This is a genomic window from Bradyrhizobium sp. WSM1417, assembly GCF_000515415.1.
Classification (GTDB): Bacteria; Pseudomonadota; Alphaproteobacteria; order Rhizobiales; family Xanthobacteraceae; genus Bradyrhizobium.
On the sequence record NZ_KI911783.1, the window covers coordinates 1,751,339 to 1,764,525 of the forward strand.

General features: G+C 64.5%; 11 protein-coding genes. 3 read left to right on the plus strand and 8 right to left on the minus strand.

The window, feature by feature from the left end:
- Positions 1 to 53 precede the first annotated feature (53 nt).
- The 4 genes from BRA1417_RS0108425 to BRA1417_RS0108440 all read right to left on the minus strand — a co-directional run bounded on the left by BRA1417_RS0108425 (position 54) and on the right by BRA1417_RS0108440 (position 3,466).
- On the minus strand, positions 54 to 1,196 hold the full coding sequence (locus BRA1417_RS0108425; protein ID WP_027515460.1) for an OpgC domain-containing protein: 1,143 nt from the start codon (positions 1,194 to 1,196) through the stop codon (positions 54 to 56).
- A 176-nt stretch (positions 1,197 to 1,372) separates the two neighbouring features.
- On the minus strand, positions 1,373 to 1,828 hold the full coding sequence (locus BRA1417_RS0108430; RefSeq protein ID WP_027515461.1) for a hypothetical protein: 456 nt from the start codon (positions 1,826 to 1,828) through the stop codon (positions 1,373 to 1,375).
- Between the two features lie 76 nt (positions 1,829 to 1,904).
- On the minus strand, positions 1,905 to 2,276 hold the full coding sequence (locus BRA1417_RS0108435) for a YqjD family protein (protein ID WP_027515462.1): 372 nt from the start codon (positions 2,274 to 2,276) through the stop codon (positions 1,905 to 1,907).
- A 77-nt stretch (positions 2,277 to 2,353) separates the two neighbouring features.
- Positions 2,354 to 3,466, minus strand: coding sequence for an AI-2E family transporter (locus BRA1417_RS0108440; RefSeq protein ID WP_027515463.1), 1,113 nt, complete (start codon positions 3,464 to 3,466; stop codon positions 2,354 to 2,356).
- Positions 3,467 to 3,675: 209 nt separating this feature from the next.
- Here BRA1417_RS0108440 and BRA1417_RS0108445 point away from each other — a divergent pair, with 209 nt between their 5' ends.
- Together BRA1417_RS0108445 and BRA1417_RS0108450 are read left to right on the plus strand one after the other, a co-directional pair.
- Positions 3,676 to 4,464 carry a L,D-transpeptidase gene (locus BRA1417_RS0108445; RefSeq protein ID WP_027515464.1) on the plus strand — a complete coding sequence of 263 codons (789 nt, stop codon included), beginning with the start codon at positions 3,676 to 3,678 and terminating at the stop codon, positions 4,462 to 4,464.
- Positions 4,465 to 4,481: 17 nt separating this feature from the next.
- Complete coding sequence (locus tag BRA1417_RS0108450; RefSeq protein ID WP_027515465.1) at positions 4,482 to 5,135, plus strand: DUF2865 domain-containing protein; 654 nt, start codon at positions 4,482 to 4,484, stop codon at positions 5,133 to 5,135.
- Positions 5,136 to 5,209: 74 nt separating this feature from the next.
- Here the strand turns inward: BRA1417_RS0108450 and BRA1417_RS0108455 are convergent, their stop codons facing one another.
- Positions 5,210 to 7,303, minus strand: a complete 2,094-nt coding sequence (locus BRA1417_RS0108455) for a methyl-accepting chemotaxis protein (protein WP_027515466.1) — start codon at positions 7,301 to 7,303, stop codon at positions 5,210 to 5,212.
- A 276-nt stretch (positions 7,304 to 7,579) separates the two neighbouring features.
- Between BRA1417_RS0108455 and BRA1417_RS43660 the strand changes: the two genes are divergently transcribed.
- Positions 7,580 to 7,735: a Thivi_2564 family membrane protein gene (locus BRA1417_RS43660; protein ID WP_007599832.1), complete on the plus strand. Its 156-nt coding sequence runs from the start codon at positions 7,580 to 7,582 to the stop codon at positions 7,733 to 7,735.
- A gap of 151 nt (positions 7,736 to 7,886) precedes the next feature.
- Here the strand turns inward: BRA1417_RS43660 and BRA1417_RS0108465 are convergent, their stop codons facing one another.
- From BRA1417_RS0108465 to cysD, 3 genes are all read right to left on the minus strand, one after another.
- Positions 7,887 to 10,052: a malate synthase G gene (locus tag BRA1417_RS0108465; protein ID WP_027515467.1), complete on the minus strand. Its 2,166-nt coding sequence runs from the start codon at positions 10,050 to 10,052 to the stop codon at positions 7,887 to 7,889.
- 293 nt (positions 10,053 to 10,345) lie between these two features.
- The gene (cysC, locus tag BRA1417_RS0108470) at positions 10,346 to 12,262 is read right to left on the minus strand and encodes an adenylyl-sulfate kinase (RefSeq protein ID WP_027515468.1); all 1,917 of its coding nucleotides are present in this window, start codon (positions 12,260 to 12,262) and stop codon (positions 10,346 to 10,348) included.
- Positions 12,263 to 12,281: 19 nt separating this feature from the next.
- Positions 12,282 to 13,076, minus strand: a complete 795-nt coding sequence (gene cysD, locus BRA1417_RS0108475; RefSeq protein ID WP_027515469.1) for a sulfate adenylyltransferase subunit CysD — start codon at positions 13,074 to 13,076, stop codon at positions 12,282 to 12,284.
- Positions 13,077 to 13,187: the final 111 nt, after the last annotated feature.

Here is a 13,187-nt window from a genome sequence, read left to right on the forward strand (position 1 = left end):
CTCCGCTTAGCCCAGCCGCGATGGCAGGCCTAGGGGAATCGGAAGGTGCCGGGTTAGGCCTGCTGCCGCAAGGCCGCGGGCAGGTCCTGCCGCTTCGACCAGCCGATGTAATATGCGACCGCGGCCATCGCCGCGAAGCCGGCCAGGCTCACGGCAATCTGCATCACCACCAGATTGGCGCCGGTGATCAGGATGAGATGGCCGGCAAAGGACAGGAACACGCCGACGCAGAACACCGCGAGCCATTCCTCGCCGCATCTGATCACCGCCTGAAGCGGCTTCAGTCGCAGCCCGGGATGATCGGCTGGGACGAGATATGTCGCGAGGAAAGCGAGCGCGAGAAAGTGGACCACGCGATAGGGGGCGAGGTCTTCCTTGTCGGTCGGCGTGATGGTGTTGAGCACGATATCCGGCAAATAGGCCGCTAGCGTCGGCGAGTGGCGCATCAGCGTGATTGCCATCGCGACTACGAGATAGGCGCCTGCGAGCACGCGCAGCCAGGACAGGCCGTGCAGCGCGCGGCCCGACGTGCCGGTCACGGCAAACCAGCCGCCCAGCACCATCAGCATCTGCCAGCAGAACGGGTTGAAGGTCCACTCCTGGTCCGGATAGACCCGGAAATTCCAGTCGAACCAGCGCGCCGCAACGTACAGCGCGACCGACGCCCCCAGCGTCAGGTTCGGACGCCGCAACAGCCCCCACAGCGCGAGTGGAAGGAGGGCCATCAGCGGGATCATCAGTTGAAGAAGATCTAGGTTCAGCGGCTCTTCCTGAAGCACCAGTCCGCGTACCAGGATGCGCAGCGGATGCTCGATGATGCCCGAGATGTTGTATTCGTTGATGATCTCAGGCGCCATCGATTGCGAGGCGACATAGGCGATGGCATCGATGTAGATCACGAACAGGACGACATAGGCCGCGTAGAGCCGCCACATGCGCTGGAAGATGCGCGTCGCCGCGACGACGTAACCGCGCTCCAGGGCGATCTTGCCGTGAATGATGGCCATGCCATAGCCGGCCACGAACACGAACAGGTCTGCGGCGCCGCTGAAGCCGAAGTTTCGCAGTGTCAGCAAATTGACGACGTTGTTCGGGATATGGTCGACGAAAACCGACCAGTTGGCGATGCCGAGCGTCAAATAGAGCCGGGGGTCGTGATGGAATGCGGCGAGGTTCGCCTGGACGGACGGTTTCATCGAAAAAATGGCTTTTGGAATCAGGGGCGCTGCTTTTAGCGGCAACCGTCTGCCTATCCGAGTAGCGTTTGCGTGATGGCGCAGGCAAACGGGGCAAAATCGGCGCGGGGCCGCCTGCGCCGATTCGATGATGCGTTCGCGGGACTTCTGGCGAAATTTTCTAACCCGGTAGCTGCTTACTCGGCAGGCTCAGCCGAGGCCTCGTCTGGTACGCCGGCGCGGCTCGCCATGATTCCAAGCGCGACGCCACCGATCGCCAGGATCGGCACCAGCCGCTTGATTCCGATGGCGCGAACGATCTGAAGACCGGTGGCGAGCAGCATGGGGTCCGCCAGCATGCTCGAGGCCGCCGACTTCGTGGCGCGCTCGGCTGCGATATGAGCTTGCTTGCGCAGCTGTCGTTTGTAGACCCAATAGCTCACCGCTGCGGTGAGGGTCAGCAGAAAGAAAATGCCTGCACCGGCGAGGCAGGCCTGCACCGGACCATACTTGTTGAGCACCGAAATGAACGCCGCCGCGCACAGGAAACATGTGGTGATGAAGAGTGCGAACGCCGCGCCCGCTGCCAGCGAGGTCAGCCGCACAGTGGTGCCGGTGGATGCGCTGATCCCGTCGATGATGCGCTGAAACATGGCCTTGCTCCTCAGATCCCCACAAGTCGGCACCGGCGGCGCCGCTGCGCCACCGTCTCGATACCCGTTCGCGACCTCAGCGGCGCCAGGCTGCGCCGATCAGGAAGCCGATGCCGAGCGCGAGCCCGACGGTCGCGAGCGGCCGCTGGGCGATCGCGTCCTCCAGTGACTCCTCGATCGAGCCATAGGCATCCTGTGCCGCGCCCAACATCGCGCTGCCGCGCTCCGACATGTCGTCGATCGCGGAATCCACGTTTTCGCGCGCTTGGCTATAGCCGCGGCGGGCTTGCTTGCCGGAGGAGTTGGCAAAAGTATTGAGCGCGTCGGTGATCTGATCGGTGAGGGCGGCGATATCGCTTTTCACGGCTGCTACATCCTTCTCGAGGCGTTCTCTGGTGGCTTTGTCGGTCCAGTCTCTCATCCCGGCTTCGGCATTGGTGGTGGACATCAGGGGCTCCGAGCTGTTGACTGTGAGACAGCCGGGAAACGTTTCGTCGTCGGGTAAGTTCCGTTCACGGAAACCGGTCAGTCCTGCGGGAGCTGCGGCGAATCCTGCGGCAACAGATGCTCCTTCAGGATCAGGGCGACGATCAGCAGCGGCGACGACAGGAACGCGCCCATCGGACCCCACAGCCAGGTCCAGAACGCCAGCGCCAGCAGCACCGCCAGCGCATTGAGCGCCAGCCGTCGGCCGATGATGGTCGGCGTGACGAAATGTCCCTCCAGGAAGGTGATGCCGCCGAAGGCGAGCGCCGCCATCAGGCCGCCGCTGACGGTCGGGAAGGTGACCAGTCCCACCACGACCAGAATGGCGAACATGGCGACCGGTCCGATGATCGGAATGAAATTGAGGGTGGCCGCCAGCGCGCCGAGGCCAGCCGGATTGGGCATTCCGGTGAGCGCGCAGACGATGCCGGCGGCGACGCCGACGCCGACATTGATGAGGGTCACGGTCAAAAGATAGTTGCCGAGATGGACCTCGATCTCGTTGAGGATGCGAAGCGTGCGCAGCCGTGCCTCATGATCGCTGAAGGTCATGATCATCGCCCGTCGCAGGTCCCGCCAGCTGGCGATGAACAGGATCAGGGTGACGAAGAACAGCAGGAATTCGGTAAAGGTCGGTGACAGGAATTCGATCGTCGGCTGCACCCAATCGAATTTCGGCAACTGGAAACTTGGCAATCCCTCCGAGCCGCCGAGCATCATCTGCAGCTCCCGCCACAGCGCCAGCGGCCGGTCGAACACGTGGACCTTGTCTTTCAACTGCGCGCCGAGTTCGGGCAGGCGCGAGCTCCATTCCATCGCTGGCGAGGCGATCAGCGCGACGATGAAGCCGACTACGGCGGTCACCGCGAACACGATCAGTGCGGCGGCGAGGCTCCGCGGCACTTTCCGTTTCTCCAGGAAGGTCGCTGCAGGTGAAAGCATCGTGCCGGTGACGAACGCCATCGCGACCGGCAGGAAGAACGCCTTTCCGACATAGAGCACCGCGACGATTGCGATGAGGAGCAGTCCGGCGAGCGAGAAGGCGACGAGCTCGGTGCGGCGGATCACCGGCGGAAGTTCGCCGTGGCTCTCGGGAAGCGGAGTGCCTTCGCCACTGCCGGAAGTCATACGTTCACTGGGAAGGACGCGCACAATACCTCTCCGGCACGGAGTCTTCGGTCCGCGCGCCCACGACCAGGAGAGAACGTCCAAGCGCCCTGCGGGTTCCATCGCGGCCTCGTGAAGAAGCGCTCGCTTGACTGTGACGCCGCTGCTGCATCCCGCCGCGGAACTTGTCGCGGTTGGACCGCGTTGAACGAACCAGCGCATCACCCTGATGCAGGCATCCAACGGGGCAGCACATGACGAAGTTCTCTGCAGTCCGACGCCGCTTATCGCCGCGCCGCATCACCGCTTTCGCGTTCGCAACCGTTTTGCTGGCAGTGCCGTTCGGCGCCGCAAGCGCACAGACGCTGGGCTACACCTATCCGCAGGATCAGGCTTACCCGCAGGACCAGGGCTATTCGCAGGGTTATGCAAACCAAGGCTATGCAAGCCCGAACGCGCAGGCCTCCGACGAGGATGCCGCGCTGCCCGATCGCCTGCGCAAGCAGATTGTCAGCTTCGACCGCAGCGAGCCGGCCGGTACCATCGTCATCGATACCAACAATACTTATCTCTATTACGTTCTCGGCCAGGGGCGCGCCATTCGTTATGGCGTCGGTGTCGGGCGCGAGGGTTTTACTTGGTCGGGCGTGCAGAGCGTCAGCCGCAAGGCGGAATGGCCGGATTGGCATCCGCCGGCTGAGATGATCGCGCGCCAACCCTATCTACCCCGCTTCGTCGCAGGCGGCCCCGGCAATCCGCTCGGCGCACGTGCGATGTATCTCGGGTCGAGCGAATACCGCATCCATGGCACCAACGATCCCACCACCATCGGCAAGTTCGTCTCGTCCGGCTGCATCCGCATGACCAACGAGGACGTCACCGACCTGTTCGGCCGCGTCAATGTCGGCGCCAAGGTCGTCGTGCTGCCGAAGAACGCGCCGCTGATGGCCAAAGGCAGCGATTCCGTGCGCAAGCGTCCGGCCGTGACGGCGCTGCCCTCGGGCCGTCAGGCGCTGAACATTTCGAATTCGGCCGTGAACTAAGGGTCGAGTGAGGTCACATGAAGAGACGTTCGATCGGCAAACTCGCCGGTGGCGCGGCGGCATTCGTCGCTATTGCCTCCTTCGGCCTCGCGCTGACCCCATCGGCCCATGCGGAGGATTTTTTCTCGGCGCTGTTCGGCGGCTTCCGCGGGCGGCCGGCGCCCGAGATTCGCATGCCGTTCCAGACCGATGACACGCCGCGCTACGACACGCCGCGCCAGCGGGCCTCCTATGGCGGCGGCACGGCCTATTGCGTGCGTGGCTGCGACGGACGTTATTTCCCGGCGCAGGGAAACGATTCCGAGAGCAAGGCGCAATCCTGCAAGAGCTTCTGTCCGGCCTCGGAGACCTCACTGGTCTATGGCGGCAACATCGACGACGCCACGACGGACAAGGGGAAATCCTATTCCGACCTGCCCAACGCGTTCCGCTATCGCAATGAGATTGTCGCAGGCTGCACCTGCAACGGCAAAGATCCGGTCGGGCTCGCTCAGGTCAAGGTCGACGACGATCCCACCTTGCGCAAGGGCGACATCGTCGCGGGCGCCGACGGCTTGGTGGTCGCCAGCCGCAATGCCAACGACCGCCGCGGTGTCGCGATGAATTTCTCCCCATTGCCGGATTCGGTGCGCGCAAGATTCCGCCAGGTGCCGGTGGTGGCGAAGGAGTAGCCCTCAACGTCGTCTTGGCAAAAGCCAGGACGACACCGAGGGGGTGGGCGCGGCTCTCTCTTTAACGGCCTACGCTATGCCGCGCGGATCTTGCCGAGGAAGTCGCTGACCTCATGGCCGAGCTGGCGGCTCTGGCTCTCCAGCATCTCGGAGGCGTGCTTCACGTTGTCGGCGGCAGCGGCCGCAGCGTCCGCATCGGATTTGACGCCAGTGATGTTGTCCGAGACATTCTTGGTGCCCTGCGCCGCAAACTGGGTGCTGCGGGTGATCTCTTGCGTGGCCGCTCCCTGCTCCTGCACGGCGGCGGCGATCGCGGTCGCGACCTCGTTCACTTCGCCGATGATGCCGCCGATGGTCTGGATCGCGCTGATGGCATCGGCCGCGACCTTCTGGATGTCGGCGATCTGCTCGGAGATCTCCTCGGTTGCCTTGGCCGTCTGGCTCGCCAGCGACTTCACCTCGGAGGCGACCACGGCAAAGCCGCGCCCGGCTTCGCCGGCCCGGGCGGCCTCGATCGTGGCGTTGAGCGCGAGCAAATTGGTCTGTTGCGCAATGGTGTTGATCAGGCCGACGACCTCGCCGATGCGGCCCGCCGACTTCTGAAGTCCCTGCACCGTGCCGTCGGTGTCGCGCGCCTGGGCCACGGCGCGGCTGGCGATGCCTGCGGCATGCGCGGCCTGCTGGCTGATGTCGTTGATCGAGGCGCTGAGCTCTTCCGCGGCGGCGGCGACGCTGTCGACGCTCATGGAGGCGTCATTGGAAGCCTTGCCGGCGACCTGCACGCGGTCGTTGGTCTGCCGCGACACCGCGGAGAGATCGCCCGAGGTCTTGCGCATCTCGCCGGAGGCCTCGCTCAATTCGCCGAGCGTCTTGCGCACCGCGCCCTCGAACTCGCCGACATAGGTCTCGACCGCGCGCTGGCGCGCCGAGGCGCCCGCATTGCGTTCGCGCTCCTGCGCCTCGATCGTGAGCTTTTCGTTGGCCTGCTGTTTGAAGGTCTCCAGCGCGCCGGCAAGCGCGCCGATCTCGTCGTTGCGATCGAGATAGCCGCTGTCGACGGCAAGGTCGCCGCCAGCAACCTTCAGCATGGCGTCGCGGATGGTGTTGAGCGGAGTGATGACGCGGCGGCTGACCAGCATGATTGCGCCGACGGCAAGCCCCACGGCGAGCGCCAGCAGCGTCAGCTGCACGATCAGTGCGCGCTCCGCGGCGCCGCGCTGCTCCTGCGTGTGGATCCTGGCAGCATCGAGTGCACCTTCTGCCACTGCGACCGCGCTCGCCATGCGGCCGACCGTGAGCGGGCTCCATTGGTTCGCCGTCATCTCGGGCTTCTCACCCTTGACCAGCGCGTCCGCGAGACGGTCGCGCAAGGCCAGATATTGGGGCTCGAAATAGGAGGATTTTGCAGAGGCCATCGCGGAGGCGAGCCCCGCCGGCAACTGCATGCCGGAGGTCGACAATTCCAGCGCCTTCCACATCGCGCTCGTGCCGCCGACATGCTGGGTATAGGCGTAGCGGCCTTCCGGCGTGATCTTGCCGGCGGCAAGCCCGGTCGAGACGATCAGCGACGCCTCGCCTGCGGTGTTGCGGAGCAGCCAGGCGTTCTGCTTGATCGACAGGAGCTGGTCGATCGCGGCGTCCAGGTGATTGACGGTCGCGGCCAACGTGTTCGAGAGCTTGTCGAGCGTGTCGAGCAGGCCCTGCGTCGTCTCCATGTATTCCTTGGGCAGGCCGGCGCGGCGCTGGTCCTTCGGCTTGGCCACATCCTCCCAGAACTGCTTCTGCTCCTCGATCAGCAGCTTGTAGAGGCGCGCGAGTTCCGGCACCAGCGTACCCGATTGCGGAAAGTCCATCGTCGGCAGCAGCTCGAGCGCGCGTGCCATCGCGGGCATTTGGGCATCGCGCAGGGCGCGCAGATATTTCTCGATCTCGCCGTCCATCGGCTCGGTCGCGTTCAGGAGGCGGACCGTGGTCGAGCGATCGGTGCGCAGATTGTGCATCGCCTTGAACAGATCGGCGGACGTGTCGGCGATCTGCGAGATGCGGTTCGCGGTCTTCAGTCGATCCCAGGACTCGTAGGCGGTGAGCGAGAGTGCGATCACCACGCAGACCGACGTGATCGCGATCACCGCCTTCAGCAGCGCGGACACGGTCAGACGATTCAGCATCGAAGTCCCCCAATTCCCATTACAAAACTCGTGAAGTCGCCCCGGCAACATCGGAAAAGTGGGCGCACGCAAGACCAGGCAATCGCATGCCGTTTGTGGCTCAGGGGCCCAAACGGTGACTGCATCTGAAAGGAAAAGGGTAAAGTTTTAGGCAGGCCGGCTGACGGTAGAAGTACGTATTTACTAGAAGTTGCAGAGGGTTGCGTCGATGGAACCAAGCCGGGAGTTACGCGTTAGCAGACTGTCAGCAATTTTGCCTAAAGGGGGGTCCTAGCGATGCTGGTCGGCGTACTCGTCACCTTTCTCGTCGTCATTCTCGTGCTTTACCTCATCAACATGCTGCCGATGGACGGCCGCGCCAAGCAGATCGCGCGCGTCGTCGTCATCATCATCGGGATCGTGTCGCTGCTGAAATATCTGGCAGTGTTCTAGCCGGGCTTTCGTAGCCCGGACGGATCGCAGCGCAATCCGGGTCTTTGCCCCAAGCCATAGCGGCCCCGGATTACACTTCGCTCCATCCGGCTACTGCTCCAACAAAAAAGCCCCGGCGTGAGCCGGGGCTTTTGGTGCTCGCTATTCGGGCCTACCCCGCCGCTTTGGCCTCGCGGCGGCGGGCAGTGAGGATGTATTCGGTGTAGCCGTTCGGCTGCTCGCGGCCCTTGAAGATGAGGTCGCTAGCCGCCTTAAAGGCTGTGCCGTCGAAGGCGGGCGCCATCGGCTTGTAGATGGGATCGCCCGCATTCTGCTTGTCGACGACGACCGCCATACGCTTGAGCGATTCCATCACCTGCGCCTCGGTGATAACGCCCTGGTGCAGCCAGTTGGCGAGGTGCTGGCTGGAGATGCGCAAGGTGGCACGGTCTTCCATCAGGCCGACGTCGTGGATGTCAGGCACCTTGGAGCAGCCGACGCCCTGGTCGATCCAGCGCACGACATAGCCCAGAATGCCCTGGCAGTTGTTGTCGATCTCCTGCTTGACGTCGTCGGGTGCCCAGTTCGATTTCGACACCGGGATGGTGAGGATGTCTTCGAGCTTCGCGCGTGGGCCGCCCTTGGTGAGCTCCTGCTGGCGCGCGGTGACGTTGACCTGGTGGTAGTGCAGCGCGTGCAGCGTCGCCGCCGTCGGCGAGGGCACCCAGGCGGTGGTGGCGCCGGCCTGCGGATGGGCGAGCTTCTGTTGCAGCATGTCCGCCATCTTGTCGGGCGCGGCCCACATGCCCTTGCCGATCTGGGCATGGCCGGGCAGGCCACAGGTCAGGCCCATGTCGACGTTCCAGTCCTCATAGGACTTGATCCAGGGCTGCGCCTTCATCTCGTTCTTGCGGATCATCGGGCCCGCTTCCATCGAGGTGTGGATCTCGTCGCCGGTGCGGTCGAGGAAGCCGGTGTTGATGAACATGATGCGCTTGGAGGCGCGCTGGATGCAGGCCTTGAGGTTGACGGTGGTGCGCCGCTCCTCGTCCATGATGCCGACCTTGAGCGTGTTCTCGGGCAGCGACAGCATCTTCTCGACGCGGTCGAAGATCTCGCAGGTCAGCGACACCTCATCGGGGCCGTGCATCTTCGGCTTGACGATATAGGCCGAGCCGGTGCGGCTGTTCTTGACCTTGGAGTTGCCTTTCAGATCATGCACGGCAAGAAGCCCGGAGACGGCGGCGTCGAGCAGGCCTTCCGGAATTTCCTCGCCCTTGTCGTCCAGCACCGCGTCGGTGAACATGTGGTGACCGCAATTGCGCATCAGGAGCAGGCTGCGGCCGTGCAGCTTGATCTCGCCCTTGCCGTCAGGCGTCTTGTAGCTGCGGTCGGCATTGAGCGAGCGCGTCAGCGTCTTGCCGCCCTTCTCGAAATCGGCCGACAGCGTGCCGTTCATCAGGCCGAGCGTGTTGCGATAGACCAGCACCTTGTCCTCGGCATCGACCGCCGCGACCGAGTCCTCCATGTCGAGAATCGTGGAGACCGCGGACTCCATGACCATGTCCGCGACGCCGGCCGGATCGTCCTTGCCGATCGCGCTGGTACGGTCGATCTTCACCTCGACATGCAGGCCGTTGTTGGCGAGCAGCACCGCGCTCGGTGCGGCCGCATCGCCCTGGAAGCCTGCGAATTGCGCGGCGTTCTTCAGCGCGGTGGCGTTGCCACTCTTGAGCTTCACCGCGAGCTGGCCTGCGACCACGCTATAGGCGGTGACGTCGGTGTGACTGCCGGTCGCCAACGGCACGGCGGCATCGAGGAAGGCTTTCGCTTTTGCGATGACCTTGTCGCCGCGCGCCTTGTTGTAGCCCTTGCCGCTCTCGGACGGGTCGTGCGGGATCGCGTCGGTGCCGTAGAAGGCGTCATAGAGCGACCCCCAGCGCGCATTCGCCGCATTCAGCGCGTAGCGTGCGTTGGTCAGGGGCACGACCAGCTGCGGGCCGCAGATCGTGCCGATCTCTTCGTCCACGTTGGCGGTCTCGACCTTCTGCGTCGCCGGCTCCGGGACGAGATAGCCGATCTCCTTCAGGAAGGCGGTATAGGCGCTGAGGTCGAACGCCTTGCCCTTGTTGGCGCGGTGCCAGTCGTCGATCTTGGCCTGCAGCGTGTCGCGCTCCGCCAGCAGCGCGCGGTTCTTCGGCCCCAGCTCCTTGATGATGGCGGCGAGCCCGGCCCAGAACGCATCCGGTGCGATTCCCGTCTTCGGGGCCGCTTCCTTGGCGATGAAATCGAACAGGACGGGAGCAATCTTCAATCCGTGGGCGTCGACGCGTTTCATGATGGGCTTTCTCGTTGGAAATGGCTGTTTTTGGCTGCTTTTGACCCGACAGCAGCAAAATGCGCTCCAAGGAGCGGCTTTCGGGGTCTTATTAGCCCCAAAATCGGGGCCGTGAGAAGGCCCCCAAAAGTTGTCAAAATGTCAAGGCGAGGTGGGCGGCCGACGCACGGTCTCATTCCCCGCGAAGGCGGGGAATCCAGTACGCCGCGGCCTCTCGGCTGAATCACTGCTCTCCGTGGAATACTGGGTCGCCCGGTCAAGCCGGGCGACGACAGCGGGGCAGCAGCCCGGCTTCAAATATTCGCGGCGAGGTCCACGACTTCGTCGAACAGCACGCCGGTCGTCTTGAGCATCTGTTCGATCTCGTCCGCCGCCTCGGCGACCGTCCGCGTCGAGGTGTCGATCACGAGCTCAGCGGCTTGCGGCGTCTCGTAGTCGTTGAGGATGCCGGTGAACGACGCGAGCGTGCCGGCGCGGGCCTTCTTGTAGTGGCCCTTGGGGTCGCGCTCCTCGCAAATTTCCGCCGGCGTCGCGACGTGAATCTCGCGGAACGAAGTGTCGGCGATGCGGCGCGCGGTGGCGCGGTCCTCGCGGGCGGGCGAGACGGCGGCGACAATGGCGATGTGGCCGTTGCGGGCGAGATGCGTCGCGACTTCGGCGAGGCGGCGGATGTTCTCGCTGCGATCGGCGGTCGAAAAGCCGAGATCGCTGTTGAGTCCGGCGCGCAGCGTATCGCCGTCGAGCAGGATCGGCGAGCCACCATTGCTGAACAGCCGCCGCTCCAGCGCTTTTGCGAGAGTCGACTTGCCGGAAGCGGGGAGGCCGGTGAGCCAGACCACGGCGCCGTTGTGACGATAGCGCGCGGAGCGTTCGTCGGGGCGCAGCGCGGATTCCACCGGCACGATGTCGACGGGCACGGCGCGCTGGCCGGCATCGACCGACAGCACGAGACCGCCCCCGGCGATGCGCCCGGACACCTCGATCACGAGACGGCCGGTGCGGGGATTCTCGGTGTAGGGATCGGTTGCAATCGGATTCGAAAGGGAAATGTCGATCTCGCCGACATGGTTGCGGCCGATTGCCTTGTTCTCGACGCTCGACAGCTCGCCGGGATCGACCGCCTTCTCGATTGCGACGACGGTGGCGCGGCTTTCCTTCGGTCCGCAGCGAACCAGGAGCTGGTCGCCCTTGGCCAGCGGCTTGTCGTGCAGCCAGAAGATCCGCGCGCGCAGCCGCCGCGTCTCGCGCGGCGCGCTGTTGGTATGCGCGATGATATCGCCACGCTCGAGGAACAGCTCGCGGTCGAGCGTGATGCCGACCGAGCGGCCCGCACCCTGGCGGCCCGTGACCGGCGTCACCGGCCAGCTCTCGACCGTCTTGATCCTGGCGATCTTGCCGGCCGGCATGATCACGATTTCGTCGCCGGCGATGAGGCTACCGGATTCGATCCGGCCCGCGACGATGCGGCGGTCGTCGAATTTGTAGATCGCCTGCACCGGCAGGCGCAGCGCCAGCGCTTCCAGCGGCCGCGCCGGTTCGAGCCTGTCAAGCGCCTCGACCACTGTCGGACCCTTGTACCAGCCGATGCGGTCGGTGCGCTCGGCGACGCCGTCGCCGTCGCGAGCGGAAATCGGGATCACGGCCGTGGGCTTCACGCCGAGGCCTTGCAGATGCGCCGAGATCTCGTCGCTGATGTCCTTGAAGCGCTCGGCGGAGAAGTCGACGCGGTCCATCTTGTTGACGACGACCGCGACCTGCTTCACGCCGAGCAGATGCAGGAGATAGCCGTGCCGCCTTGTTTGGTCGCGCACGCCTTCGAGCGCGTCGATGATCAGCACCGCGCCGTCGGCCTGCGAGGCGCCGGTGATCATGTTACGCAGGAATTCGGCGTGGCCGGGTGCGTCGATCAGCACGATGTCGCGCGAATTGGTGCGGAAGCGGATCTGCGTGGTGTCGATGGTAATGCCCTGGTCACGCTCGGTCTGGAGCGCGTCAAGCAGGAACGACCATTCGAACGGCATGCCGCGCCGCGCGCTGACGGCCTTGAGCATGTCGAGCTTGCCGTCGGGCAGGCTGCCGGTCTCGTGCAGCAGGCGGCCGACCAGCGTCGACTTGCCGTGGTCGACATGGCCGACGATGACGATGCGGACCTGCGGACGCGTGGTGCCGTTCGGAGTGGCAGGCGAAGCGGGGGTGACGATCATGTTCATACGACGCTCGCGTCCTTGATCAGAGATAGCCGGCGACACGCAGGCGCTCGAAAGCGTCCTCGGTCTCGTGGTCGAGCGCGCGGCCGGAACGTTCCGGCACCTTGGTCTGCTCGAGCTCGATCAGGATCTCGTCGATATTTGACGCGTTTGAGGCGACCGGATTGGTGATGTCCTGATCGCCCAGCGAGCGATAGCGCTTGCCGTTTTGCGACAGATACAGCGGAATGATCGGGATGTTCTCGCGCTTGGTGTAGGCCCAGATATCGGACTCGGTCCAATGCAGGATCGGATGGATGCGCAGATGCGCGCCCTGCGGCGGCGATGCGTTGAAGTGATCCCAGAATTCCGGCGGCTGGTCGCGCACGTCCCAATTGCCTTCGAGCCCGCGCGGCGAGAACACGCGCTCCTTGGCGCGCGTCGCCTCCTCGTCGCGGCGGATGCCGGCGATCAGGCCGTCAAAACCGTATTTTGCGAGCGCCATTTTGAGGCCTTCGGTCTTGCGCGCGGCGGAACGGGCAGCCGGCGGCAGCGTTGGGTCGACGGCATCAATCGGCGGGCAGGGCTCGACACGCAGATCGAGATCCCATTCCTTGCCGTAGTGATCGCGGAAGCGATACATCTCCGGAAACTTCTTGCCGGTGTCGACATGGAGGGCCGGAAACGGCAGACGGCCGAAGAACGCCTTGCGCGCCAGCCAGATCATGACGTTGGAGTCCTTGCCGAGCGACCATAGCAGGGCGATCTTCTTGAGGCGGCCGAAGGCTTCGCGGAAGATGTAGATGCTCTGGGCCTCGAGCTGGTCGAGATGGTCCATGCTCGGGGCAAGATCAGCAGAAAATTCTTGCGTGCGCGCGCGCTCGGCCGCGGCCGGGCTGCCCAGCCCGTCAGCAGTGGAATTGTCCTTGAGAAGATGCATCTCTGCCAC